Here is a 26,398-nt window from a genome sequence, read left to right on the forward strand (position 1 = left end):
CATATCATCTGCGTAGGAAGATTGTTGTTAAGCGCGGGGGGCAATCCTGCTGGCGGAAACAATATCACCGTAGCAGTTATTATAAATGCCCTCTTCGCTGCTTCCGCTGTAAGGAAGCCGTTCCTGTTCCAACTCTTCTATTTTGTCGATCGTCCCGTTTAGGTAATCAGAAAGGGTCTCCTTTGCTGATGTGATCCGTGCTAAAAGGGCGCCGTAACGCATATCAATAATATCGAAACCGATTGGCTTACAGGTGGACATCCACAATGCCCGGTGCAGTTTTCTGAGGTTTACCACCTTTGTGAAAAGTTCAGGAAGTGTAGCTTCCTTTAATTGTTCCAGCAAAGCAGTGTTTTTTTCCAGATATGCCCGAGTGAGTTTTAAACCGAGTTCTGATTTTATGGAAAGCACATCAGCAACGGAAGCGTTAAACTGGAAAAGCTGGTTGAATCTTCCGTTTCTTGCGGAGGCATTGCCCATCTCCCGCGCCAGTTTTTTATAATGCGAATCCAACGGGAGCCCTTCGATGTTTTTATCATAAAGGCCGGTCAGCAGATCCTGCCACATCAGGATTTTAGAAGTGTTGTATTCATCAGGATTGTTTTCCTTACAATTCGGCACTTCGTCAAAATATTTCAAGTTGACAAAATCATCAAAATTTCCGCCGGTACAAAAATGAAACCGCTGTTTGACTTCCTTCATATCGACTTTTTCCCGATACCCGTGTTCTGCAAAAAGCGAAAGCCCCGCCATGGTAGCCAATGGGTTGCATTCAGTCCCATTATCGCCCCAAATGGTTGCAAAAACCTGTTTGATCCCCATCTTTTTGGCTGCGCTTAAGCCTAAATTGGTGGTTGTAATGGTTTTTCCATAATTGGCGCCAAAACTTGACCATGACCAGACTCCGCCTGCGAAAATAGTTTCGCCAAGCAGTTTATGCCTTTGCAGCATCGTTTCATAATAGTCCTGTGTTTCATGGTAATAATCCCAGTAGATCACCTGCATATCTTTTGGAACGCTTTGGATGACTTCTTCTGTGATCACATTGGAAAGGTCATAATAATCTTTTCCGGCCGTGCGGAAAAACATATCTCCCCACATCATAGGTTTCAACCCAAGTTTCCGCACGATTTCCATGACTTTTAACAAGTGTTCTTTCATGATCTTGTATGGAGGGACTATGCCATGCTTTTCAAGATAAGTTCCCAGCCCCAGCCGCCATGCTTCATCCATCCCGATATGGATCCTTTTTGTTTGAAAGGGCGCTGATGCAGATTTTAAGATATCCCTGATAAAGGCGTAGGTTTTTTCTTCTCCTACAAGCAGTGTGGAACTGTCTTCCTTAATATCCCGAAAACATTCCCATCTTAAGGTATCGGTCAGATGCGCTAATGTTTGCACACAGGGGATCATTTCGATCCCAAACAAGCTTGCGTAGGTGTCCAGTTCTTTTAATTCCTCTTGACTGTATTTGGAACGCATATAACCAAAATAGGGCTGATTCTTAACTTCAAAGCTGTCTTCGCAGTAAACCATCAGCATATTAAGCCCCATGACAGCCATACTTCTAATGATGCTTTTCAACGTTTCTACTGTGATGACGGCGTTTCCTTGGGAAACGTCGAACATAGCGCCGTTCATGGAAAACTGCGGGGTTTCTGAATATTCAAAATCCTGCTCTCCGTTTTCCAAATGTTCCAGCAGCAGCCCAAAGCCCCGGAAAAAATGAATGTTTTCTTTATAAACGATCGTTGCGGAATCGGAATGGAAAGAAACCGCAAGTTCAGAGGAATCACGCTGTATTACAGTGACTGGGATCCCATCTTTTGAGATGGAAAAACGATACGTTTCCTGCAATTCTTTTAACGCTGGTAAAAATTGATTTGCAAAAGTAAAATGAAACTGCTTCATATTAAAAATTCACTCCCATTTCTTTTAAAATGCCCCCTTTTGGAAGATTACATCTTCCACCTTGGCAGGCGAATACCCATGGTCAACAGCCCACTGGCAGGCTTTAAACACCTTTTCACGATATTCGGGCTGATAGAGGCAATAATGCTCATAAAAATATTCTTCGTGGATCAGCAGATTTAAAAACGACTGCTGTTTATGATTTTCGATAGAACGGAGATCTAAATAACCATCGATATCCTCTAATTTTACAGAATCCAGCACAATATCGTCTTTTAAAAAGATAATATCTTCTTTGGTATCGATCCAAAAATCCCGTTCCGCCGCATGCTCTGTTTGTTCGGGGTTCAAATAATAGGAAACATCGGGATTTCCGTTTTCATCAAAGATGAAATATGCCTGTAAAACCTGATATCCCAAGTCGCGGAATCCCTTAGTAGCTTCTAAGTTGGAATCAGCCCAATGCTCTGCGGTGGCGCGGCACATGACCTCTTTCCCTGCAAATCTGAGGATCTCGTTGTTCACAAGGGTGCCGTCTTTGATAACCTGGTCATAAGTAGCATGCCGGTAGGGTCTGTCAGGCTCATTTTTAAAAGCATGGAATGTGAGCTGCAACCAGTCAGAATTATCAATAAATTCCTGCTTATATATATCCGGGAACATGGAAAGATTAAAGCTGTTATCATCATTTTGATAATAAACGTGCATCTGGACATGATTGTGATATTGATGATGTAGTTCTTGGAACAGCTTGAAAAACGGGTTTTCAAAAATGGAATGGTATTTGTTTTTATAAATGTCTTCCAAACACCAGATTACGTCGTCTACGCAGATCCGATATGTTTTATATCCATTTTTCAGCCAAAGCACCTGAATGGTTTCGGTATAGCCTGTATTTTCGTCAAGCAGTTGAATTTTGTTTTGATAGGAATTCAGAAATATTTCTGCAGTAAAGATTCCGTGATCTTCTTTTGCCGGCACCCCATTGATTTTGATATTGCTTAAATTTGGAGCCTGAACAGTAACTTTGGTGAAAAGCTTATTATCAATTACTTTCCCATCTGCAATACTAAATAAAACATCCCCATCGACCGGGAATATAAATTGAAAGTCAGTTTTTTCTAACATATAAACAGCTCCTTATGTAGTAAAATGGACAGAATTTATATTTTTATATTTCTTTACATTTTAGCAGGCTTTATCCTTTGATTCCGCTGAGCGCGATCCCTTCCACAAACTGCTTCTGCAAGAAGATGTACAAAGTAAACGGGACGATAAACGTTAATGTGGCACCGGCCATGACTAACCCGTAATTCGTTAGGTATAGCCCCTGTAAAGTAGACAGTCCCAATGTCAGCGTTGTCATGTCGTCTGTACTAACAACTACCAAAGGCCAGATAAAGTCGTTCCATACAGTGATAAAGGTAAACGTCGTGAGAGAAATGATGACCGGCTTTACCAAGGGGATCACGATGCTGAAGAAAGTTCTTATTTCGCCGGAGCCGTCAATTTTAGCGGCTTCAATCAACTCATTGGGGATCCCTTCCATAAACTGTTTCATCATAAATACGCCAAACGCACCTACGTTAGGTAAAATTAACGAAGCATAGCTGTTAAGCAATCCCAGCTTATTAAACATTGTAAATACCGGGATAATCGTCACCTGACCGGGGATCATCATGGTAGCTAAAAATAGCGAGAACAGAAGATCTTTGCCTTTAAAGCGTTTTTTGGCAAAACCGTAGCCGGCCAGGGCGCTGACCGCAATATTCAGCGCGCAGGAACAAATCACAATGATCATACTGTTTTTAAAATATGTCAAAAAAGGCATATTGGTAAAAACAGCCCGGTAGTTATCAAAGTTAAAATCGCTTAACTGAAAATTGAAGTCCGTCAGGGAATAAACCTGCCTGAATGAGGTAAACAGCATATAGATAAAGGGAATGATCGCGGTGAACGTCATGATTATAAAAAGCAGGTTGATAAAAAGTTTCGATATTCTTTGCTTCATAATTAGTCCCTCCTGTCATCGGAATAGTAGTTGTTATATGTCGTCTTTTGGATTTAAGAATTTTCGCTGGATAAACGAAACAATCAAAATAATGACAAATAGCAACATGGCGGCCGCACAAGCATAGCCCATTCTGTATTCACGGAACGCCGCGTTATAAATCGTAGAAACCAGCGTTACTGTGGAAGTGCCGGGTCCGCCGCCTGTCATGGCGTATACAAGGTCAAATACCTGGAACGACCAAATGGTTCCCAGCGTGATGACAAGATAGGTGATTGGTTTGAGCATCGGCAGGGTAATGTGCAAAAACTGCTGAATGCCGCTGGCTCCGTCTACACGGGCGACTTCGTAAAGGTCGCGCGGGATATCCATAAGGGCGGCTATGTATATTACCATAAAATACCCAACGTTTTTCCAGATAGATACGACGCAGACGCTGAGCAGGGCGAGATCCTTGGATCCCAGCCAGTTAGGGGTGGGAAGATTGAAGATACTTAAAAACTGGTTTAACAACCCCACTTCCGGATTGTAGATAATACGCCACAAAGTACCGACCAAGATCATAGAGGAAATGACCGGGATAAACAAGGCGCTTTTTACAAAACCGTTCCACCAATTCTGCTTTTGAGCGGCGATTAGGGCGGCGATCAGCATAGACAGAAATGTTTGCAGCGGAACGACGATGATCGTGAAAACCAGCGTGTTTTTTAAAGCGGCTTTGATATATGGGTCATCGACCATCCTGACGTAGTTTTCAACGCCAATAAATTCCATGGACTGCACAAGATTGTATTTGTGGAAGCTGTAGACACAGCATACAATAATGGGAATTAAGGCGAATACCAGGATAAAAATAGTTGCAGGCAAAACATAAAGATATCCTGACAGATCTGATTTTGGTTTTGATTTCATTTGGAATACCCCTTTCTATTTGTTTTAGGCGTTTTTAAGAAAACACAGCCGCTCAACAGCTTTTTGGGAAAGAAAGCCGCCAGCGGCGGATGTTTTCTTTTGTTAAAATCATTGTAATATGGTTTGCCCTGCCAAGTAAATAATCCATTTTTTATTGGTTAACAGATCAGGCGGATATGGCGGGTTTGCAATTAACCAAATTTGATTCGCTGATCATTATGTGCTCATTTGACAAAAATAGCATTTATTTGGTATTATATTTAGTGTAAATATCAAATCAGCGCTTCGGTAAGAAAGGTTCTAAGAAAATGAAATGGAAGAAAAAATTGTTTTCAAAATTTATCAATCCTTATATTTTTATGGTGCTGATCACCGTGGCTTTAGCTGGCGTTGCTGGCTATGCCACTAAAAAGATTTTGACCAATGATATGATCCAAAAGCACGCCACAATGGTGGATTTTGTAAACAGTTATGTGGATAACCATATTTTAGAAATCGAACAACTAGCTTACGAGTTGGATTTTTCCAAACAGATCCCTCTTTCGGATTCTTTGAATATAAAAGACGATGTCCTTTTGGCGAATCAACTCAGTGTGATCCAGTCCTCTTCAGGGATCATTCAGACAATAGGAGTTTACTACCCGGACTCCGACCGGGTGATCAGCGACAGCGGACCGTTTACCGTCCGGTGTTTTTACCGGCTTTACCATCAGGATAATGCGGATTATTATGCGTCGTATTTAGAACAGCTTGCGGAACAACCCGTTTCTACCTTTAAAATATTCACCGATACAGGACGTCTGGACGGACATATAAATGATGTTTATTACTACTATACGCTTAAAAATTCAAGCGCTTTGGAAAAAATGCCGGTAATCATTATCAAAATAGATATGAAGAAGATCAATAATTTAATTGGCGAACTGATCTCGAACACCTCGGAATGCTTCGCGATCTTAAATGAAGAGGTGGGCGTCATTACGATTACCGGCAATGAAGAACTTTTAGAGCATGTGGATTTGACGAAGATAGACGATCAGAATGATATCACGGCGAAGGTTGTGGGAGATCATGTCGTTTATTATGGATCTTCGGCTTATCAGGATATCAATTATTTATCCATTACGCAGCAAAACGGATTGATGAGCGCGCTCTTTACCTCTTATAAGGTCATGTTTGCCGGCGTGGCGCTGGTGTTTTTAATAGACCTTATTATTTCTGTCTATTCTTCCAAAAAATACCGGAAATCATTCTCCCGGATCGTGGGAATGATGCAGGAAAATCCTGAAAAATCCGTGATCTCTGACAACCCATTTTCTTATATCGAATCGAATATCCAATCCATGATTGATAAAAACGAAACGCTCAGCAATCAATTGAACCGGCAGGAAACAGAACTGTGCAATACCTTTTTGGCAGAGGCGTTAAAGGGCGATATTCAAGAAGAAGCGGTTTTCGCCGCAAATATCCAAAAATATAAACTGGATTTCGCCGGGGATTATTTTGGCGTATTGATTTTTGATTCCTTAGATAAAAGTTTGATTTATGAAAATATCGAGGAGTTTCGAAGCCGGTTAGAATATGCCGCGAAAAAGTGCTCCAATACATATTGTCAGGCAACGCTGTGCGTGCTGGACGATTTCTATTGCATGATAATCAGCCAGACAGAGGAAGAGATGCAACATTGCCGCGCTTTTATAACAGAACTTTCTTCCTGCCTGATTCAGGAATTTCAGGCAGGGCTACAAATTGGCTGCGGAAATGTTTACAAGGGATACGCCCAGATCCCCATTTCTTACAGCGAAGCAAAAAGCAGTTTAAAATATTTAGCGAACAGCGAACGGTCTGGAATGCTTGTTTACGCGGATCTTCCCAAAGAATTCCTGTATAAAAAAAGCGATTCGCTTGACCTGCTTGCAAAAGTGGTAAATTGTATTAAATTGCAGGATTACGAAAATTGTATCGAGGTGATCCCAGCCCTGTTTTCTTGTATTGATGAAGAAGGGAACGAGGAAGCTGCCAAAGCGACGCTGTTTATCGCTTTTATGATGTTGGAAGAAGCATCCGTTTCCTTTGAACGAATGAACTATCATTATTATTACCGCTGTTTGGCCAGCGGTGCCGCAGATAATGGCAAGCTGCAGAAGGCTGTTCTGGAACTGCTGGAAGAATTAAAAAGCATGAAGCAGGAGAAAATTTTGATCAATTTTGATAAGAAGATCGTAATGATCAAAAATTATATTGATGAAAACTTCTGCGACCCGAATATTGGTCTGAATCTATTGTCAGAGCACTTTTCTATGAATAACAGCTACCTTTCCAAGGTGTTCAAAAAGAGTTTTGGGGTCGGAGTGCTGGAATACATCAACAAATTGCGTATTGAAAAGTCGAAACAAATGCTGATCGACACCAACCTTTCTTTGCTGCAAATTTCCGAATCCATTGGGTATATCAGTGATATTACGTTCATTCGGATTTTTAAACGCTATGAGGGCACAACGCCGGGAAAATTCAGGGAGGCAATGTCGCCAAATGATAGCTGAATCAAATTTTGTTAAGGGAAAAAACCGCTAAAAAGCTGCTTTTACTATAAAAACGGTTAGGGTATAAAAAAAGGTTTGTTTACGAAAATGTAAATAGTAGCTATAATTTTATTATAAAGTTTGATTTATTTATCAAAAACAAACAAAGGAGTGTGCTACTATGAAAAAACATTTGAAAACTATTTTTTGTTTGCTACTAACCGGTGCAATGATGTGCAGTATGGCGGCTTGCGGAAAAGGACAGACTGGCGGAAATGAAAGCGGCCAGTCTAAAGAAGAAAACACCATCAAAGACGTTCGTGTATGGCTGCCTCCATATGGTACGGAAGATTCTTTGGATAAAGCTGTGTGGCAGAAAACCTTTGATGAATTCACAGAGGAAACCGGCGGGAAAGTTGAATGCCAGATAATTGGCTGGGAAGCATACCCGGATAAGTACCTTTCCGGTGTAAACTCTGGAAACGGCCCGGATTTAGGGTATATGTATGCGGATATGGTGCTGGAATTCATCAACACAAATGGAATCGAGGATGTTGGCCCTTACTTAACAGACGCCGACCGGGACAACTTCCTTTACTTAGAGCAGGGATTTATTCAGGGTAAGCAATACGGTCTTCCGATCATTGTAGGAAACCCAAGGGTTATTTTGTATAACAAAACCCTGTTGGAAGAAGCGGGTGTGCAGCCGCCAAAAACGCGGGATGAGTTTGTAGAAGCCTGCAAGAAGCTGACGATCGACAAAGACGGCGATGGCGAGATCGACCAGTGGGGCTACGCCCAGGGCTGGGGGGACAAAGCTTACGGCTGTATGCAGGAAATTTTCACCCCGTTTTTACTGTCTGCCGGGGGACAGCTTTTCTCTGACGACGGTACAAAGGCTGATTTTGGAAATGAAGCAGGGGTAGAAACAGCCCAGTTCCTTTGGGATCTTGTATATACGCATAAAGTTATGCCCGAAAACTGCACCGGTATGACTGGTCCCGATGTCGGCGATATGTTTAAGGCTTCCAAAGTAGCGTTTGTTTCTTCGGCAACCAGCAGCGCTTCCACAATCGATACGGTAGACTGGGGTTACATCCTTGGTCTGGAGGTGAATGGACAGGAAGCGAAAACCATGATGGTTGCGGACTACCTGGTATTGATGTCCGCGGCAAGAAACAAAGAACTGACCGTTGAACTGATGCGCAAAATGCTCAGCGGCGAAAGCATGGAAAGATTCCATACCGAACTGACTCCTTTCCCGCCGGTTGCAAAAGATGAAGAATATCACGATAACCCTGTATTCCAGGATCTGTACGAAAACCATTCTCATCAGTTGATCGCTGAAAAGCCAGTAAAAAATTCCTTTAAGATCAACGATTATCTTTATAAAAATATGCAGATGGTCATGATGAATGAATTATCTCCAGAAGAAGGGATTAAAGGTGCGGCCGACTTTGCCAACGAATTGCTGGCTGAATAGCAGGATACTTAATTGACGATCCTCCTGAAATTAACATCATTTTTAGAAAATCTTAAAAAGGCAGGGATGCGGCGTTTCAATGCCGCATCCCTGCCTTTTTCCTTACCGGGCAACAAAACAGCCGCGATCTGGGACTCAGAAATGAGATTATCCAAGTCAGTATCTTTTTTATGTTATAAACCCAGTATTTAAGCCGCTTTTCTAGGCTTACGCATTTTGTAAAAACGAGACGTGGTTTTACAGTGTTCCTGAGATGAAATGATCGGAAAGTGTGATCCTTGAAAACAATTTATTTCTTGGGGAACTGCACGACTTGCGTAAAAAACAGGATGGCTGGATGCTCTCAAAATTTGACGATAATACCTGAAAATTCGCGCGTCAAGTGCTTGCACTGGAAACCAGCTTTTACCGGCAGAATTGTCCGGTCGACAAAAGGATCCGTTCGGTTACGCCCAAATTAGTACAGCGCTGACTTTTTCTACAAGCTGTGGAAGCGGATTAGGAAATACAACGGACTGGTGACAGGGCTGACGCGGAATGTGGAGGAGCTCCTCCGTTCCGACACTGCCCGCCTCATGCTGGCCAACTCAGAGTTTTTAATCCTGCGGAACCAATCCGCAACTGACCGGGAAGAACTGGCGAAGCTATTAAACATTTCAGAAACACAGCTCGGTTATATCACCAATGTATTAGCCGGATGCGGACTGATCCGGTGCGCCGGGAACATCGTTCCTTTTGAAAACAGCTTCCCGCACAGCCCCCGTCTTTACCAGCTTATGACTACCAAACCAGATGAGGCGCTTCGGAGCGTATAATCTGTTAGGAGGAATCTGGTGAAGGATATTAAACAAAAGCCGGAGAAAACCGAAGCTGTTAGAAAGCGCTGCCAAAGCTCCCAAGACAGCTATGAAGGACCTATGGCTGAAGTCGAAAGAAAAGGCTGTCTCGGATGAACAAACCGCAGTATCTTCGAATGATCCGGCGAACTCTGCGGCGGAGCAATACAGATTTACGCCGGAGCAAGACCGGCAGCCTGCCAAACTTTTAAAGCTGGAGAACCAAAGCCTCTGGTCGGCTGCCCTGTACGGGATCGGAAACAACAGCGGGGATCTGGTCACGCTTGCTCTTTCTCAGGTAGGAAATGCAAGGGGATTATTCTTCCTTGCCTCACAGTACCCACCCAGAACGAAGCCCATAGGCGTATGGGGGCAAAAACATTTGCGGTATCTGAAAGAGTACCGCAGAGCCGTCTACATAACCCTACCCACAAGCGGCAGGCTGAACGCTTACCTTGCCAACATCGACGGGCAGTCACAGGAGAGCATGGAAAGGCTTACGGAGCAGATGAAATAGGCGCAGGGTATCCACAGAGCAGTTAAAGGCGGAAAATGCCTTAGAATGGGTGCAGAGAATGAATAACATACGGGCGTGTGCAAGGGAGATTATTTTTAATTAAGACTTATTAGCGATGATTGTTGATGATTTGTTTCAAACTGCCTATAATTTATATTATATTTGAGATTGCAGTATAGTTTGTAATGAGATTGTAAGAAGTGAATGCTATACTAAAATCACAAAACAAATTTGGAGGTTTTAGCTATGGCAATATTGGAGACGAAAAACTTACGAAAGATATACGGAAGTGGAGAAAATGAAGTCCACGCTTTGGACGGTGTATCTATTTCCGTGGACGAGGGCGAATTTGTCGCTGTTGTCGGTACATCGGGCAGTGGTAAATCCACCCTCTTAAATATGATCGGCGGGTTAGACCGCCCCACTTCCGGCAGCGTCACAATTCGGGGCAAAGAGCTTTTGAAAATGAAAGACGAGGAATTAACCATTTTCCGCCGTAGAAACATCGGCTTTGTCTTTCAGAATTACAATCTGCTCCCTGTCCTTAATGTGTACGAAAATATTGTGTACCCTATCGAGATTGACGGGGCGAAAGCCGATACGGAGTTTGTTCGGCAGATCATTCATACGCTTGGACTGGAAAAGAAGCTCAAAAATATGCCGAATAATCTGTCCGGCGGTCAGCAGCAGCGTGTAGCGATTGCCCGTGCATTGGCTACCAAGCCCGCCATTATCCTTGCCGATGAGCCGACTGGAAATCTGGACTCCAAAACGAGTATGGATGTTATTCTGCTGATGCAGGCTATCAGCCGCCAGTTCCACCAGACTACCATTATGATTACCCACAATGAGGAAATTGCTCAGATGGCAGACCGCACAATACGCATTGAGGACGGAAAGGTCGTTTCGGGAGGTGTGAAGTATGCACGCTAACCGGAATAAAAGCGCAGTCAAGCGAGTGGAAAAAGGCATGATGAAAGCAAACCGCACCCGTAATCTGTTTGCGGTGTTTGCAATCGTCCTCACCACCTTTATGATCACCACGGTGTTCAGTTTGGGCATTAACTATATGGAAAATATGAAGTTAATGCAGGTGCGTACTGCGGGTACGACCGCCGATGTTTCCCTTGCTATGCCAACGGCAGAGCAGGAACAGCAGATCCGGAACTTGGATTATGTCAAAACCGTCGGTACGCAGTATATGGTCGGTTCAGTTGCCGAGGAGAACGACGAGGGGCGTGAGCTTTCCATTGCGCTCCAGTATTACGACACCACTGAATGGGAAAAACACTATCAGGAAACCATTAAGGATTTGGAGGGCAAATATCCCGCAAGCGAAAATGAAATCATGCTGTCGGAAGACGCCCTTTCACAGCTCGGTATTACAGAACCGAAACTGAATATGGAAATTCCGCTGTCCTACTATAATAAAAACGGTCAGCAGGAAAAAACTTTCACATTAAGCGGCTGGTTTCATTCCTATACAGGTACGGGAATGGGCTTTGTTTCCGAGGCGTATTGTAAAAACGCAGGCTATACAATGGCACAGGACGGCATCCTCTCTTTGTCGCTGAATAAAATGCCCGATGATTTTCACCGTATTCAAAAAGATGTGGAATTAAACGAAAACCAGTCTTTCAGCGGTGCGGTTTCGATGAAATCATCAAGCAGTTCAGTTATCGCAATGGTAGCCCTTTTGGTATTCTTTATCATCGGCAGCGGGTATCTCCTTATTTACAATGTCCTGTATATCTCCATATCAAAGGACACCCGTTTTTACGGCTTGATGAAAACATTGGGTACAACACAGGCACAGATCAAGTCGCTGGTAAAAAATCAAGCGGTCAAGTTTGCCTGTATTGGTATTCCGATTGGTATTGTGTTAGCTACCGCCGTTTCCTTTGGAATTGTCCCCCTTGTTTTGAATGAGGGCTTTGAACAGGGCAAGTCGATCATGGAGGCCGAGGTGTTCTTCCACCCGTCGATCTATATTCTGTCCATCCTCTTTTCAGCGGTAACAGTTTGGATTTCCTGCAATGCACCGGCAAAAGCGGCGGCAAAGATTTCGCCTGTGGAGGCGCTGAAATTCCAGAACTTCGCGCCGAAGAAAACGAAAAGCAGAAATTCCACCAACGGCGGAAAGCTGCACATGATGGCGTTCCACAATGTATTCCGTGACAGAAAGCGCGCGATCCTTGTGTTTATGTCCTTGTTTATGGGTATCACAATGATTTTAGGCGTAAACGGAGTCATAAGAAGTATGACCGCCGAAAACTTTATTAAAGAATATATGGATTATCACTTTGAGTACAACGATATCCAGTTTGAACAGCCCGAACAGCCCAACAAGGAAGTACCGCAGTTTGACGAACATTTTGTGGAACAGATCAAGCAAGTCAATGGTATTGAAAATGTGGATGTTCAAAAGACCGTTTGGGCGGGCATTGACTTTGATGAAACCGCTTTGGAAGGCTTTATGAAAATCCAATATGAGGACAGCAGATATAAGTCCAAAGGGCAGTCTTATGAACAGATGATAGAGGCGCTGAAAGGGTATGCTGAATCCGGTGAGTACGGCTGCTATATCACAACGCTTGACGATGACAAGGCGCTGAAAGAATACAATGCCAAGCATCCGGATACGCCCATTGACATGGAAGCATTCAAGCGTGGCGAAACAGCGATTGCAGGAAAAGATACCGAATATAATGCGCCCAATGCCGCATTAGTGGGTGAAACACTGACGCTGACCGCCGACAGCACTGACGGCAAGGCAACCGATTTCAAAATCGGCGGAGCTTTTTACTATGACGATTATGGGAATAATCTTTCCGATAGTATTGGAAGACGCAAAGACATTCAAATTGTGCCGAATATCATCTTTGTCAGCGAAGCGGGGATGGAACGACTGACGAAAGAACCGATCATTTCCGCAATCGGTGTGAATATTAAAGATTTTAACGACTTAGATCAGATTGACGGCGAATTGCAGGCCATCAACAGCACCTTGACCACATCGGAATGGCAGATGAAATCTGCCATTAATCAGAAAGAACAATTTAATCAGATGTTCTATTCTGTCAATCTGTTAGGAAATGGTGCGGCGATTCTGCTCATTGTTATCGGCTTGATTAACTTTGTCAATGTGATGCTGACGGGTGTCGTGGCAAGGAAAAATGAATTTGCCATTATGGAAAGCATCGGCACAACGAAAAAGCAGATTATGAAGATACTGACCTTGGAAGGCGGTGTTTACGCTTTGATTTCTACTCTGCTGATTATGACTTTTGGCAATGCGTTTTTGCTGCTGGTAGCGGACGCCGTTCCCCACATAGCAAACTATGCGGTGTTTGAGTATCCTGTTGCGCTTGTCATCGGTTTGATTGCGGCAATCTTTGTAATTTGTTTGAGTGTTCCCGCCATTGTTTACAAGGTGACTTCTGATGAAACGGTCATTGAGCGACTGCACAATTTTGATAACTAAGTGAGTTTGCGGGACGGAGGCAGCGTTGCTGCGCCTGTTCCTGCAACTCTATATATTGAGGAAGGTGGTGTGTTCTGCGACTATGGCAAATATTTTTCTCCTTGAAGACGACAAAATTTTGAGCAAAGGAATTTCTATCGCCTTAAAAAAGGACGAGCATACGGTTACGGCAGTCTATGGTTATCTGGAAGCCTTACAGCAATATCAAAAACAAAAGTATGATTTGTTCCTGCTCGATATTAACCTGCCCGACGGCAGCGGTCTTGCCCTTTGTGAAAAAATCCGTGAAACTTCTGAAACACCTGTTTTGTTCCTGACTGCCAACGACACCGAGGAAGATATGCTTTCCGGCTTTTCGGCAGGTTGTGATGATTATATTTCTAAACCCTTTCCCATTGAGGTTTTGCGAAAAAAGGTGCTGGCGGTCTTAAAACGGACGGGCGGCGGAGCTGCCCGCGTCCGATACCGGGATTTGGAAGTGGATAAAGAAAAATGCCTTGTTTTGATGAAAGGGCAGGAAATACACTTGACCTCAACGGAATACAAATTATTCCTTTATCTAATGGAAAACAGGGGCAGGGTTGTTACAAAGGCAATGCTTTTAGAACAGCTTTGGGATATAGACGGAAACTTTGTTGATGACAATACGGTGCGTGTGAATATTAAGAGGCTGCGGCAGAAACTGAATGATGAAAATCAAGAATACATTGTGACGGTTTTTGGTATGGGCTACACTTTTGGAGAATGACGATGAAGCATTTTGGAATTTACAGAAAACTAATTTTAATTGTAGGTACTGCCACAGCGGCGGTATCTATCGGTGTGTTCTTTTTTATGGAGGACATCCTTTTCCGTATGCTTTTTATCGTTTCCGCTTTTGTGCTTTTATGCGGGTTGTTGTTTCTGTTGGACTTTCTGTACAACCGCTATAATGATACTCTGTTAGAAGATATTACGCTGCTCATTGAGGCTTTGGTGGAACAACAGGAACGGACTGTCTTTTCAGAAGCCGAGGATACTTTGACTGCACGCTTGCAACACCAACTTTTGAAACTCCGCAACATTTTGACGGCGCAGAATCAAATGCTGGCACAGGAAAAAGAACGCATCAAGACCTTGATTTCCGATATTTCCCACCAAATCAAAACGCCGGTAGCGGCGGCGAATACCTTTGCACAGCTGCTCGGTGATACAGGGCTATCCGATGAGGAGAGAAGCGAATATATTGCCACCCTGCAAACATCCCTTGAAAAGCTGACCTTTTTGACAAACAGCCTGATTAAAATGTCCCGTTTGGAAAGCGGCATTATCCGTCTAAAACCCGAACGAACCAGCCTGAACGATATTGTTTTGCAGGCGGTAAAAACGGTTTATGCCAAGGCGAGGGAAAAAAACATCATCATTACCTTTGACTGCGAACAGACCTTTGAGGCCCTGCTCGATTTTAACTGGACGGCGGAGGCCATTACCAATGTGCTTGACAATGCTGTGAAATACACGCCAGACGGCGGCGTCGTGGGTTTAAAAATCACCGAATACCCATCCTATCTGCGGCTGGATATATCCGATAACGGAATTGGGATTCCCGAAGAAGAACAGGCAAAAATCTTCGGCAGATTTTACCGTGGGAAGCAGTCGGCGGGGGTTGACGGCGTAGGGATCGGCTTATATCTTACCCGTGATATTGTGAATAAGCAGAAAGGATACATCAAGGTGGCGTCCGATGAAAACGGCAGCACTTTTTCGATCTTTTTGAAAAAGATTTAACTATATAAAAAGGGAGGAGGAATATTATGCAGGAAATACACTGGGTACTATGTCCTGTATGCGAAAATAAAACTCGTGACAGAATTAGAGAAGATACCGTATTGAAGAATTATCCTCTCTACTGTCCTAATGCAAACGAGAAACTATAATCAGTCCGCCATATAAAAAAACGGAGTTTTGACGGACTGTATTGCTATGCCCTAATGCTCCCTCCAAATCCGTTTTGAGTTTGGAGGGATTTTTTGCGTCTTTCTTCATTTGCTATTCTGCCGCTAATTCATGTGACGTTCTACATATTACCAGACAGAAACGAGGATAACCTGTTAAAAAAATCCTTGTTCTGATATGGCTCTTTTACGCGCTAAAAGTAGATGTCAAATATCTATATAAAAGAGCTTTTACTTCTCATAGCCGCAATGGCCTGACAGTCTTTGCGGTTTTTCTTTTGTCGCTTTTTATCAAGAGACAGGACAAGTCTGTTTCTGGCGTTGGGTGTCGCTCTGCGCCTGCCAATCTGGATTTTCAAAAAATTCAGATTGGAGGTAAAGAACAGTGGCATACAATCACGGAAAGGCAGAGCGCAGATGGCGGCTCTGAAAAGAGAAAGAAGAAAAGATTTTACGGAAGTGCGGCGTTGATGAAGAAACGATTGATGAAATTCGCACTTTTGACAGGGAAGAATTTAATTCCGACAGACGGTTTTTACACACGCTTGAATGATATTGGGGAATACATAGCGGAAACCACCATGCAGGAGACGCCTATGGAGGTCAATACAGTTTGGGATATACTGAATGAAATCGAGGACGAAAACCTGTACCGTGCATTGCTTACGGTGGATAAGCGTGCCCTGCAAATTGTCCTGCAGAAAATGCAGGGATATTCCTTAAAGGAGACTGTGCCGATGGTTGATTTATCGGCGGGCGCTGTCTATACAAGGTTAGACCATCTGCGGAAAAAGCTGAGAAAATGCTTATAGTATCTAAAGCCCTGCTGTTTCCTGCTAAAAAGAAAGAAAAAGATGTGTTTTTTAAAATACATCTTTTTAAATATTCTCTTTTTTCTTCTCATATAATATTTTCAATTTAGCAACAGATAATATCAATATGGCCATTTAGACTCAGAAAGGAAAGGTGAATCTACTTGTATCCATCGATCAAATTGATTTCTAATCAAGACGGAACCTATGACCTTATTCTCAATTATGAAAAGTATGATGTAGAATTTGCAGAAGAATTTGACATTAGAGCGGAAAAACAAAGACTCCCAAAATCTCTTTTTTCGCATATTAAGAACCTAAGAATAAAAAGTGTAAAGATTCTGGTTTCCGGTGTGCTAGTTACCACGCTGGCTTTCCCAGCGTTTATAAATGTTTTTGCAGCGACAGACCGTTATACAATGGGGTATCTATACGGTGGTACCGACCATCAGCAAATCGCATATGTTGACCAATCAAACAATGCCTTAGATGTTGTCTCGCCCAGCTATTTTGACCTGCGTGAAGATGGCAGTTTGAAGTTAAATTATCTTAGCCCATTCTTTATTAAAAGTATGCACGACAAGGGAATAAAGGTTGTTCCATTTTTAAGCAACCATTGGAACCGCACTGCAGGAATGAATGCCTTAAAAGACGTCGATTCATTATCTACACAGCTTGCCGAGTATATAGAAGAATACGATTTAGACGGGATTAATGTAGATATTGAAAATGTAACCCACGAACAAAAAGATCAGTATACGCAGCTAGTAAAGCTTTTGCGTGAAAAAATCCCAAGTCATAAAGAAATTTCTGTTGCAGTAGCGGCAAATCCGAATAATTGGCAGACTGGCTGGCATGGTTCCTATGATTATACTGCACTTGCAAAATATGCCGATCATCTTCTCATTATGGCATATGATGAACATTACGAAGGCGGCACAGCCGGTCCAGTAGCTAGTATCGACTTCGTGGAACGGTCTATTCAATATGCTTTGAGTAAAACCTCGCCGGATAAAATTGTTGTTGGGGTTCCATTTTATGGCCGTATTTGGGGACTCGACAGCAATCGGATTACGGGAAAAGGGGTTAGTACCAAAACTATTCAACAGATATTGGAAAACTGTGAGTCAATAATCACCTATGATGAGCAAAATCAAGCTGTTAAAGCAGAAGTTACCGTTACTGAGTCAAGCGGCCACTTTACTGTTGGTGGGGATTTTGTCTTGCAGCCTGGAAGGTATGTTATCTGGTTTGAAAATGACCAGTCCTATCAGTCTAAACTAAACTTAATTGAAAAATATAATTTAAAGGGAGCTGGTGCCTGGTCTTTAGGGCAAGAGGATCCTTCTATCTGGGAGCATTATGAAGACTGGATTGATGGAGAAAATACTAGCGTAGACGGAACACTTCCACCTGCTTCCACTGATCCCTCCCCCCTTCCACCTGATACGGACGATTCGGTTACTCCTCCTTCTGAAAACGACTTTGTTAATGCATGGATCAAACAAGAGATAAAACAGGCTTCTGTTTACAAGAACCCAAATTTAAAAGGCAAAGTTGTCGCAACGCTTTCCGGCGGAACAGCTGTTTCAGTATTGGAATATAAAAAGGACGTTTATCAGGTCAAACTTACTAATGGAGAAATTGGATATCTTTCTGCAAATCATCTGTCCTTTCAAGAATCTACTCCCGAGGTCAAACCTCCTTCTCAGGAATATTTTATCTATGAAGTGAAGTCCGAGGATACGTTATGGAAAATAGCGGAACGGTTTTTGGGAGCAGGAAAACGATATCCGGAGATTGTAGAGTTAAATAACCTGTCATCTGACTATATTACACCTGGTATGAAGTTAAAGATTCCCGGAACTGAAAGTCTTTCTAAGCCAGAAATGTCTTATACGGAATATACTGTCAAACGTGGAGATACACTATGGAAAATAGCCAAAGCGAAACTGGGATACGGTAGTCGTTATACTGAGATTATGAAACTTAATAATCTAAACAGTGAAACGATTTATCCGGGGCAGGTTTTAAAATTGCCCAAATAATTGGATGAAAAGGGGCCGGAATTGGGAACTCAAAAAATGAGATATCCAAATTCGGACCTCTTTTTTATTTCATAAAGCTAGTACTGAAGTTGTTTTCAGGGTTTATGATTATTTCACGCCAAGGGATCCGGGTCTGAGCTTTGCTCAGACCCACTGATTTTTCTCTCAGACCCAGCAATACGCTTTTGGGATCCACCGGTGTGTTTTTTACCTTTTATGCTTGGCACAGTATTCCCTCATATTGGTGCTGCCAGTTTCAATCCAGAAGGCTGTGTATGCGTAACGGTCTACAATCGCTTCTGCCCGTACTCCTTCGCCCAGACGTTTCACCCAGTCATCCTTGCGGTATTGTGTACAGAAGATGGTAGAGGTTGTATCCGAGCGCCTTTCCATAAGTTCAAACAGGAAGTAGAGTTCCGCATCCGATATGTCAGACACCAGCCACTCATCCAGTATCAGGAGAGGTATCCGGCTGTAACGTTCAAGCAGCTTCCTTTGATTCCCGGCAACTACGGTGGAGTCCCCATACTCCATTAGCAGATCAGGCAGCCTGACATACCGTACCCTGACATGGTTCAGGCAGGCTTCTTTTCCCAGGGCACAGGCCAGGTAGGTCTTCCCTGAACCGGTAAATCCCTGGAGGATGATGCTCTGGTGCAAACCGATGTACTGGCCACTGAACAGGTTCTCAATGAGCTCCCTGTTTAATCCGCGGCTGGCATAGATGACTCCCTGCCGGTTTGCCTGCGGAAAACGGAGCTTTGCTGACTTGATCAGCCGCTGTATCTTCCCATTGTATTTCTCCTGGTAAATGTAGTCCACCAGCCGCTGCATCCTTTCATCGAAGGGCAGGGCTATTGTCGCAGGATCCGCCTGCTGTACCTCCAGCCCTTTGATTGCCTCGCCCAGATTAATTTCACGCAGCTTGCGCCTGGTCTCTTCATTGATCATCTCTGCCACCTCCGTAATAGCTGCTTCCCCTCAGGTATCCCATCTGGGAATGGTCCTTTGCATTTGCTTTTTTGCGCTCTACGTAAATCTCATCTTGATTGGATGCAAGGATTGAATTAAGATGGTGGTAACGGGGCTTTTTAATCCCGCTGGTGATGGCAAACTCACAGGCAGCTTCCAGGCGCGCTTCGGAGTATTTGTTGCTCAGTCTCAGGACGGCCAGCGCAGGGTTATAGCCCTGTTCTTTTATGGGAACCCCCTCAAAGATACGGTCAATCGCCTGTACCGTATAATCGCCGATGGATCGTGCCCAGTTTTTGATCCGGATATCATCCCATGGGGAAAACTTGAACTTATCCGGCATATCTTCCGGATGGGTGGAATACTGGTTCCTCCGGCCAGCCGGGAAGCGGTTATGCGTGGCTATGCGAGCAGAACCGCTGTAGATCTCCACGGTGCTGTCCGTAACCTTTAGGTCAACACTCTTCCTGGCGTACTGGTAAGGACAAGAGTACCGGTTATACTCAAAGACGACATGGTAGTCGATGTTTACCTTCCTGCCATAGACCCACGTGGCGATCTCATAAGGGACAGACGGCAGTGGATGCAGGAACGGCTTCTCATCCAGGTAAGCGTCATAGCGGCTCCCTTCACGTTTCTGGAAACTCTCGTGGTTGAAGCCGTAGAGCTTTTTTGCAACGGCAGCTTTCAGATCCTCAAAGCTGTAAAAAGTCTCGTTCCTCAGCCGTGCGATGATCGCTGTTGCAATCTTCCCCACTGTGCCTTCCACGGAAGCTTTCTGTTTGGGTTTACAGATGCCTGCCGGCATGATGGCTGTCTGGTAGTGGCTGCCCAGGGCTTCATAATCCGCAGTCAGGACAACTTCCCCTTCTCTGGGATGGGATACAACGCCCGTCTTCAGGTTATCGCAGACAAGACGCGTGGCAACCCCGCCGAAGAACCCATACATGTGGATGTGGGCGCGGATAAAGCTGTCCATCTTCATGTCCCGGCAGGGTTCCACGTAGGAGTACTGGCTGTAGGGCAGTGTCCCTACAAACAGGTATACGGTTACGATCTCCCCTGTGGAAGTGTCGACATAGGTCATGGTAGGCCCTGACCAATCTACCTCCACAGCAACGCCGGGCTTATGTTCCAGGTGGTTCGTAAGCTTGTTTACAATCGTGTATTCGCTGTAGCCCTGGCAGTATTTCGTATATCCCATGGGAATGTTGCCAGACGCCCTGCATTTGTCCTGGTATTCCTGCCAAAGGAGCTTCAGCGTCACGCCCGTACGTTTCAGTTCCTGATGGACATACTCGTAATCCGGCTTGTCATACAAGCTTTCCAGGGCAAACTTGTCCGGATAAAACTTGCGGTAAACCGTATCCTCATCCATCTGGGCGATGTCCTCATAGGATATGCCCATCCTGTCAGCGATGTGGAACACATCACCGACAGAGTTCTTTGAAATGTGCCTGCTGGCGGCGATTGCATTCCGCCCCATCCCGGCACTGCGAAGCTCCAGTATCAGCTTCACGTTAATCTTTTTGGCCATGTTTTCGGCCTCCTTTCATAGAATCGGAGACTATTTCTCCAATAAAGATTCTACAAAAGAATAGCTGAAGTAAAAACCTGGCCTCTCGGCATCGGGGCGGATCTATTGCATGAACTGATCAATGGTGGATCACTTATGTGTACTGGTGGATCTCAAAAGCGTATCGATGGCCCTCATAGCGTGAAATATTCAGTTTACTCTTTTTTGTCAAAACGGGATATCCAAAAGTAAAAAAGTGATTAAATTTGAACTTCCAATCCCCGGACCTAGGATAATTTGTGATTCTAGTAAATTTAGTAAAAAATAGGACATAAAGTCATTGCCGTGTGATTGTTCTTATAGTCGGCATATAGTGAGATTGATTCAGAAAGATCAAGATGGTGGAGGAAGGACGATGGATTTTAAAAATGTTATTTGGATTACCGGCGATCAAAACTGTACGGCTCCGATATTCCGCCGTGAATTTTCAATTAGGTCAGTAAAGGAAGCTAAAATTTCAATTTGCGGATTGGGATTTTTTGAATTATATCTAAATGGAAAAAAGGTCAGCGATGACTTGTTTGTTCCCGTTTGGACGAACTATGAGAAAAGAGAGAATAGAAGGCTTTTGTATCCATTGCAGGATGAGCTTTCCAACTACCGTACCTACTATTTGGAATATGACGTATCCTCTTATTTGAACGAGGGAGTCAATACCATTGGGGTGATGCTGGGAAACGGCTGGTATCATCAGGTCAGACGCACCGAAGAGGGGGATTTAGACTATGGTTTTCCCAAGCTTTGTTTTGAACTGCTGATAACAGATCAAGCCGGACAAACTTTGCAGTTTTACAGTGACTCTGAGATGAAATGGTCGGAAAGTGAGATCCTTGAAAACAACTTATTTTTTGGGGAACTGCACGACCTGCGTAAAAAACAGGATGGCTGGATGCTGTCAGGATTTGACGACAGTGCATGGAAACCTGCGTGTCAGGTGCCTGCTCCGGAAACCAATTTTTACCGGCAGAATTGTCCGGCCGATAAGATAATCCGTTCGGTTACGCCCCAATTAGTGTATACCGAAAAGGACCGGAGAATCTATGATTGCGGTGAAAATATTACGGGTTTTGTCTCAGTACGCTGTCTGGTCAGCTCGGGAAAATGTATATTCCGTATTTTCTATTCACTATGACTAAAACGTTTTATATTATTAATGAGTCGATTTTTACCATTATTTGATTTATATTTACATTATTTAAACAAAATAGTAGATATATTATTGTAATATTTTTACTTTTATGTTAAACTATATAATAAATTATTTGAAACGTTTTGAATCACAAGAAAGCCGGTGTTCTTTATGTCTGAATCTACTATTAAAGACGTTGCTCGTACAGCCCATGTTTCCATCGGAACTGCTTCCATGGCATTAAACGGGAAGCCTGGCGTAAACGAAGATACCAGGCAGCGAGTTTTAGAAGCAGCTAGAATACTAAACTATAAGCCTAATCGATATGCCCGATTTCTTACCGGGAAAAAGACCAATGTAGTAGGCTTGATCGTAACCGATATCACGAATCCTTTTTTCGGTAATATGATTGATGTAATTCAGGAAGAACTTGGACATCACGGCTACGATATTGTGCTGGGGATTTCACGAGGGAGTATTTCCGAAGAAAAACGAATCATACAAAAATTTATTGATCTGCACGTAGATGGAGTAATTGCAGTTCCTTCCCATAACCCTACACCTGACACCTTTCATTATCAGAAATTACAAAATCTAAATATCCCAATTTGTTTTATCACTTCATATTATCCCAATATAGAAGCCCCTTGTGTAATGACAGATCTCAGCGATGGCGCTTATCAGCTTACCAAATATCTGTTAGAAAATGGCCATCACCGTATTGCCTACTTAGTCGGGAACCGTTCTGTTCCGGTTTCTAACCTTCGGGTGGAAGGATACCTTTCCGCGTATCGCAGTCTTGGTATTTCTCATCAATCCAGTTGGATCGTTGCCGATGAAGTAACTTTTCAAGGCGGATATTCGGCAACGGAACATGTATTATCACAATTTCGTCCTGATGCCATCTTAACGGTTAATGATTTTATGGCTATGGGCGTATTGAAATGTTTGAAAGAGCGACATATCAAGGTTCCACAAGATATATCTGTTGCAGGATACGACGATTTGCTGTATGCATCTGTACTGGAGACACCGCTTACTACCGTTCATCAGCCGATTAAACAAATATGTCAGCGCACTGTATCCACTATGCTCAACTTACTATCTGATGCCAATACCCCGGTTGAAAAAGTTCTTCTCAAGCCTAAACTCGTGATACGTGAATCTTCTTGTCCACATTAAAAATGCTATGAAGCATTCCAACGATTCTTTTTGATTTTTTCTAAAGCCAAGAAGAGGAACAAAAAAAGTGGAGTTTCCGCCTGACTTTTTAAGCTGGAGACGCCGCTTTGTTCTATTGGTCAGCTTTTGGAATTGGTGTATTTAGAAATGTGACAGGGGTCAATGTTTTGGTGTGCCGTGCATTTGCTGATGTTTTTGCCCTTATGAGCGGAAACAAGGGGAATTTTTATTCTCCGCAGATCACCTTATCCAGCAGTCTTGCAATAGCCAGTAAATTGTTCATCAAACCTGTTTCTTTTACGATAATATAGGTCGGGATCACCCGCCGTTAAACAGCATTGTAATAATATAAAGAATATTGAGTGTTTTTCGTCCCACAAAATCCTGTCTTGCGCCAACATAACCAACGAAAACGATAAAAAACACCTGTAACGCCGTGCCTAGTGTAGCAGTCCCGATACTGTTGGATGCGGATACCCAAAATGCTTTTTGTGAAACTAAGACCTCATATGCCTCTTACATAAAAAGAAAAAATGGTCTTAATACTGACATACCTGAAAGCACAAATAATGGTTGAATTTTCTGCCGAAATAATCCGGCAGAAAATTTTTTGTGATAAAATCACAGAAATCAATATTGCTTTCCGATATGCTATAAACCATATCATAGAAAGAGAGACTATGCGCATGAAAATAAAATTCCGGAAACTCCTTCGGCCGATCCTGTTCATCATAGGCGGCGCAATAGTTGGCTTGGTATATTATTACTTGGTTGGCTGCGAAAACGGTTCGTGCCCGCTGACCTCGAACCTATGGCTCACAATGGGGTATATGGGGCTTGTCGGTGGGATTTTATCTGCTGTCTTTTCAAAAGGGGGAAGTGAAACATGCAATATGTAATCTCCTTTTTAGAAGGGATCATTACCTTTATTTCTCCCTGTCTTTTACCGATGCTGCCGATCTATATCTCCTATTTCGCAGGCGGGGGAGAAAGAAGGATGAAGAAAACTGTAACCGGGGCGCTTGGATTCGTTCTCGGTTTTACCCTTGTTTTTATGGCTATGGGCGCCCTTGCCGGAACCATTGGAGGATTTTTGCGCGAATATCAGACCGCGGTGAATATTATTTCCGGGCTTATCGTCATTTGTTTCGGCCTGAATTTTCTCGGTGTTTTCAGGCTGAATTTGTTCAAGGGGATCAATCATAAAATGGATACCCGCGATATGGGATTTTTTTCGACTCTGTTGTTTGGCATGGTTTTTTCCATCGGGTGGACGCCATGTGTCGGCGCTTTTCTCGGTTCGGCTTTGATGCTTGCCTCACAGCAAGGACATGTATTGGAAGGGACCTTTATGCTGCTGACCTATTCATTGGGGCTGGGGATCCCTTTTGTTCTGAGTGCTGTGTTGATCGACTATTTAAAGTCGGCGTTTCACTGGATCAAAAGACATTATCAAGTGATCAATATGATCAGCGGCGGCCTGCTTGTCATAATTGGCGTCTTTATGGCGACCGGATTGTTGGGACGGCTGCTCAGCCTATTAAGCTAAGGGAGATTACTGTATGAAAAACAAAAAGATCCTGCTCATCATAATTTTGGCATTTATTCTACTGCTTGGCGGCGCCTACCTGCTTTACACGAAATTTAGTGAAGGTTTCCAACCGGAACAGCTTGGGACACAGCAGACTGACAGCAGCTCTGAAGCTTCTGGGCAGGAAAAACAGTTGGCGCCGGATTTTACCGTTTATGACAAAGACGGCCGTGAAGTACAGTTGTCGGATTACTTTGGAAAGCCCATCGTACTCAATTTTTGGGCGAGCTGGTGCGGCCCCTGTCAAAGCGAGATGCCGGAGTTTGACGAGAAATATAGGGAGCTTGCGGGAAACGTGGAGTTTTTAATGGTCAATATGACGGATGGAAGCCGCGAAACTCTGGAAATTGCAAGTAGCTACGTGAACAAGGAGGGATTCTCCTTTCCGGTTTTATATGACCAGAGCATAGATGCGGCAACTACGTACAGTGTTTATTCTCTGCCAACCACGTATTTTATAGATAAGGATGGATATCTGACCGCGCAGGCTTCCGGGGCGATTGATGGGGAAACGCTCCAAAAGGGGATTGATATGATATACGTCCCATAAATAACCGGCATGAAAATGAAATAAGGGGCTGGATTTAGATACTCCTTTTTGAGTTCCAAATCCAGCCCTTTTGTTTTTTAGACATCATAACGGTTTCGTTGTTCTAAATGAAAGCGCTAAAAGAATGCCTCGCTATCATGTCCTGTTTTTTGTTTACTACTCTATTTTCGCCGGCTTCAGACGGCGGCCGCTGTAACAAGTACCAGTATGATCGTGGTCAGAATCGTAGAGACCCAGATCAGCGCGTCGCCGCCAGACAGGATCTGTACAATGGACAATACCGACGCCAGAATAGAGACGATCCCAAAGAGGGTGATAATGTTGATCACAGTTTCATTGCGTGCCCGTTCGATCTCCTGCTGGTGTTCTATCAGGAGGCTCAGTTTGCTGCTGATGTCTTGGATTGCTGGGAATGTCGTTTACTTCCAGCAGATGTGCGTAGATTTGCTTGACATTATGCCAGCGCGATAGGTTTGCCGGTGTCACTGTTCCAAATGCCTGGAATTTTAACATCAGGTTTTTCAGACGTTTGATCTGCCCTTTTTCCAGATGGGTGATCAATTCAGTAAAGCGCAGGCAAGTATATTTTTCGTATAAGGACAACAATACTACCGGCAGCCCGTCATTGGCTTGCGCTTGCGTTTCTGCGGCCCAATCCATCGCTTCATTCGCGACTACATAGGAGATCGCCTGTGAAGCGACACAGCATCCCCACCGGTAGGTGTTGAACGATTGGTGCTTCACCGCATAAACGTAACGAATATCGTCTTCAGACATATCCTCGATCGGTGCGTCCAGCGGCATCATTTTGTGCAGGTTAAAGGTGATTTTTTGCATTTCCTCCAGGGTGTCAAAACGCTTTGGGACCATTGCAAAAATATAAGCGTAGGCGTCTAGCAAAAAGGAAGAGGGACCGTCAAAAAACTTG

21 protein-coding genes and 3 pseudogenes are annotated in these 26,398 nt (G+C 43.6%); 16 read left to right on the top strand and 8 right to left on the bottom strand.

The window, feature by feature from the left end; all coding sequences use genetic code 11:
* Positions 1-27: 27 nt before the first annotated feature.
* From CIB36_RS01165 to CIB36_RS01180, 4 genes are all read right to left on the bottom strand, one after another.
* The gene (locus CIB36_RS01165; protein WP_093987790.1) at positions 28-1,911 is read right to left on the bottom strand and encodes a beta-N-acetylhexosaminidase; all 1,884 of its coding nucleotides are present in this window, start codon (positions 1,909-1,911) and stop codon (positions 28-30) included.
* Positions 1,912-1,935: 24 nt separating this feature from the next.
* A complete protein-coding gene (locus CIB36_RS01170) occupies positions 1,936-3,039 on the bottom strand; it encodes a hypothetical protein (protein ID WP_093987791.1) in 1,104 nt (367 codons plus the stop codon).
* A gap of 70 nt (positions 3,040-3,109) precedes the next feature.
* A complete protein-coding gene (locus CIB36_RS01175; protein ID WP_093987792.1) occupies positions 3,110-3,922 on the bottom strand; it encodes a carbohydrate ABC transporter permease in 813 nt (270 codons plus the stop codon).
* A 33-nt stretch (positions 3,923-3,955) separates the two neighbouring features.
* Entirely contained in the window at positions 3,956-4,834 is an 879-nt protein-coding gene (locus tag CIB36_RS01180) for a carbohydrate ABC transporter permease (protein ID WP_093987793.1), read from the bottom strand.
* 308 nt (positions 4,835-5,142) lie between these two features.
* Between CIB36_RS01180 and CIB36_RS01185 the strand changes: the two genes are divergently transcribed.
* The 11 genes and pseudogenes from CIB36_RS01185 (at position 5,143) to CIB36_RS01235 (ending at position 18,470) form a co-directional block, all read left to right on the top strand.
* Positions 5,143-7,377: a helix-turn-helix domain-containing protein gene (locus CIB36_RS01185; RefSeq protein WP_093987794.1), complete on the top strand. Its 2,235-nt coding sequence runs from the start codon at positions 5,143-5,145 to the stop codon at positions 7,375-7,377.
* Between the two features lie 160 nt (positions 7,378-7,537).
* Entirely contained in the window at positions 7,538-8,839 is a 1,302-nt protein-coding gene (locus tag CIB36_RS01190; RefSeq protein WP_093987795.1) for an ABC transporter substrate-binding protein, read from the top strand.
* A gap of 461 nt (positions 8,840-9,300) precedes the next feature.
* Positions 9,301-9,654 (top strand): annotated as a pseudogene (locus CIB36_RS01195) (VirB4-like conjugal transfer ATPase, CD1110 family); the annotation flags it as partial.
* Between the two features lie 326 nt (positions 9,655-9,980).
* Positions 9,981-10,295: pseudogene (locus CIB36_RS01200) on the top strand (TnpV protein).
* Positions 10,296-10,438: 143 nt separating this feature from the next.
* The gene (locus CIB36_RS01205) at positions 10,439-11,125 is read left to right on the top strand and encodes an ABC transporter ATP-binding protein (RefSeq protein WP_093987796.1); all 687 of its coding nucleotides are present in this window, start codon (positions 10,439-10,441) and stop codon (positions 11,123-11,125) included.
* A complete protein-coding gene (locus CIB36_RS01210; protein WP_093987797.1) occupies positions 11,115-13,676 on the top strand; it encodes an ABC transporter permease in 2,562 nt (853 codons plus the stop codon). The genes CIB36_RS01205 and CIB36_RS01210 overlap by 11 nt, the downstream gene beginning before the upstream one ends.
* Before the next feature lie 82 nt (positions 13,677-13,758).
* Entirely contained in the window at positions 13,759-14,424 is a 666-nt protein-coding gene (locus CIB36_RS01215; RefSeq protein WP_093987798.1) for a response regulator transcription factor, read from the top strand.
* 2 nt (positions 14,425-14,426) lie between these two features.
* The gene (locus CIB36_RS01220) at positions 14,427-15,443 is read left to right on the top strand and encodes a sensor histidine kinase (protein ID WP_093987799.1); all 1,017 of its coding nucleotides are present in this window, start codon (positions 14,427-14,429) and stop codon (positions 15,441-15,443) included.
* Positions 15,444-15,469: 26 nt separating this feature from the next.
* Positions 15,470-15,624 (top strand): annotated as a pseudogene (locus CIB36_RS01225) (cysteine-rich KTR domain-containing protein).
* Between the two features lie 456 nt (positions 15,625-16,080).
* A complete protein-coding gene (locus CIB36_RS01230) occupies positions 16,081-16,422 on the top strand; it encodes an RNA polymerase sigma factor (RefSeq protein WP_456085487.1) in 342 nt (113 codons plus the stop codon).
* A gap of 164 nt (positions 16,423-16,586) precedes the next feature.
* Entirely contained in the window at positions 16,587-18,470 is a 1,884-nt protein-coding gene (locus tag CIB36_RS01235) for a glycosyl hydrolase family 18 protein (protein WP_093987801.1), read from the top strand.
* 207 nt (positions 18,471-18,677) lie between these two features.
* Here the strand turns inward: CIB36_RS01235 and CIB36_RS01240 are convergent, their stop codons facing one another.
* Entirely contained in the window at positions 18,678-19,421 is a 744-nt protein-coding gene (locus CIB36_RS01240) for an ATP-binding protein (RefSeq protein WP_093987802.1), read from the bottom strand.
* The gene (gene istA, locus CIB36_RS01245) at positions 19,411-20,979 is read right to left on the bottom strand and encodes an IS21 family transposase (protein WP_093987803.1); all 1,569 of its coding nucleotides are present in this window, start codon (positions 20,977-20,979) and stop codon (positions 19,411-19,413) included. Before istA ends, CIB36_RS01240 begins: the two co-directional genes overlap by 11 nt.
* Before the next feature lie 394 nt (positions 20,980-21,373).
* On the opposite strand from istA, the gene CIB36_RS01250 reads away from it, so the two are divergent.
* The 5 genes from CIB36_RS01250 (at position 21,374) to CIB36_RS01270 (ending at position 25,470) form a co-directional block, all read left to right on the top strand.
* Complete coding sequence (locus CIB36_RS01250; RefSeq protein WP_093987804.1) at positions 21,374-22,150, top strand: alpha-L-rhamnosidase N-terminal domain-containing protein; 777 nt, start codon at positions 21,374-21,376, stop codon at positions 22,148-22,150.
* Positions 22,151-22,318: 168 nt separating this feature from the next.
* Positions 22,319-23,329: a LacI family DNA-binding transcriptional regulator gene (locus CIB36_RS01255; protein ID WP_093987805.1), complete on the top strand. Its 1,011-nt coding sequence runs from the start codon at positions 22,319-22,321 to the stop codon at positions 23,327-23,329.
* Between the two features lie 686 nt (positions 23,330-24,015).
* Positions 24,016-24,228, top strand: coding sequence for a DUF6132 family protein (locus tag CIB36_RS01260; protein ID WP_093987943.1), 213 nt, complete (start codon positions 24,016-24,018; stop codon positions 24,226-24,228).
* A complete protein-coding gene (locus CIB36_RS01265; RefSeq protein WP_093987806.1) occupies positions 24,216-24,878 on the top strand; it encodes a cytochrome c biogenesis CcdA family protein in 663 nt (220 codons plus the stop codon). The genes CIB36_RS01260 and CIB36_RS01265 overlap by 13 nt, the downstream gene beginning before the upstream one ends.
* A 13-nt stretch (positions 24,879-24,891) precedes the next feature.
* Complete coding sequence (locus tag CIB36_RS01270) at positions 24,892-25,470, top strand: TlpA family protein disulfide reductase (protein ID WP_093987807.1); 579 nt, start codon at positions 24,892-24,894, stop codon at positions 25,468-25,470.
* A 176-nt stretch (positions 25,471-25,646) separates the two neighbouring features.
* On the opposite strand, the gene CIB36_RS13190 is transcribed toward CIB36_RS01270, so the two are convergent.
* Together CIB36_RS13190 and CIB36_RS01275 are read right to left on the bottom strand one after the other, a co-directional pair.
* Positions 25,647-25,799 (bottom strand): hypothetical protein, encoded by a 153-nt coding sequence (locus CIB36_RS13190; protein ID WP_158662535.1) that lies wholly within the window; start codon positions 25,797-25,799, stop codon positions 25,647-25,649.
* A 4-nt stretch (positions 25,800-25,803) separates the two neighbouring features.
* A complete protein-coding gene (locus CIB36_RS01275; RefSeq protein ID WP_158662536.1) occupies positions 25,804-26,307 on the bottom strand; it encodes a hypothetical protein in 504 nt (167 codons plus the stop codon).
* Positions 26,308-26,398: the final 91 nt, after the last annotated feature.

Source organism: Massiliimalia timonensis (assembly GCF_900186585.1).
GTDB classification, from domain to species: Bacteria; Bacillota; Clostridia; order Oscillospirales; family Ruminococcaceae; genus Massiliimalia; species Massiliimalia timonensis.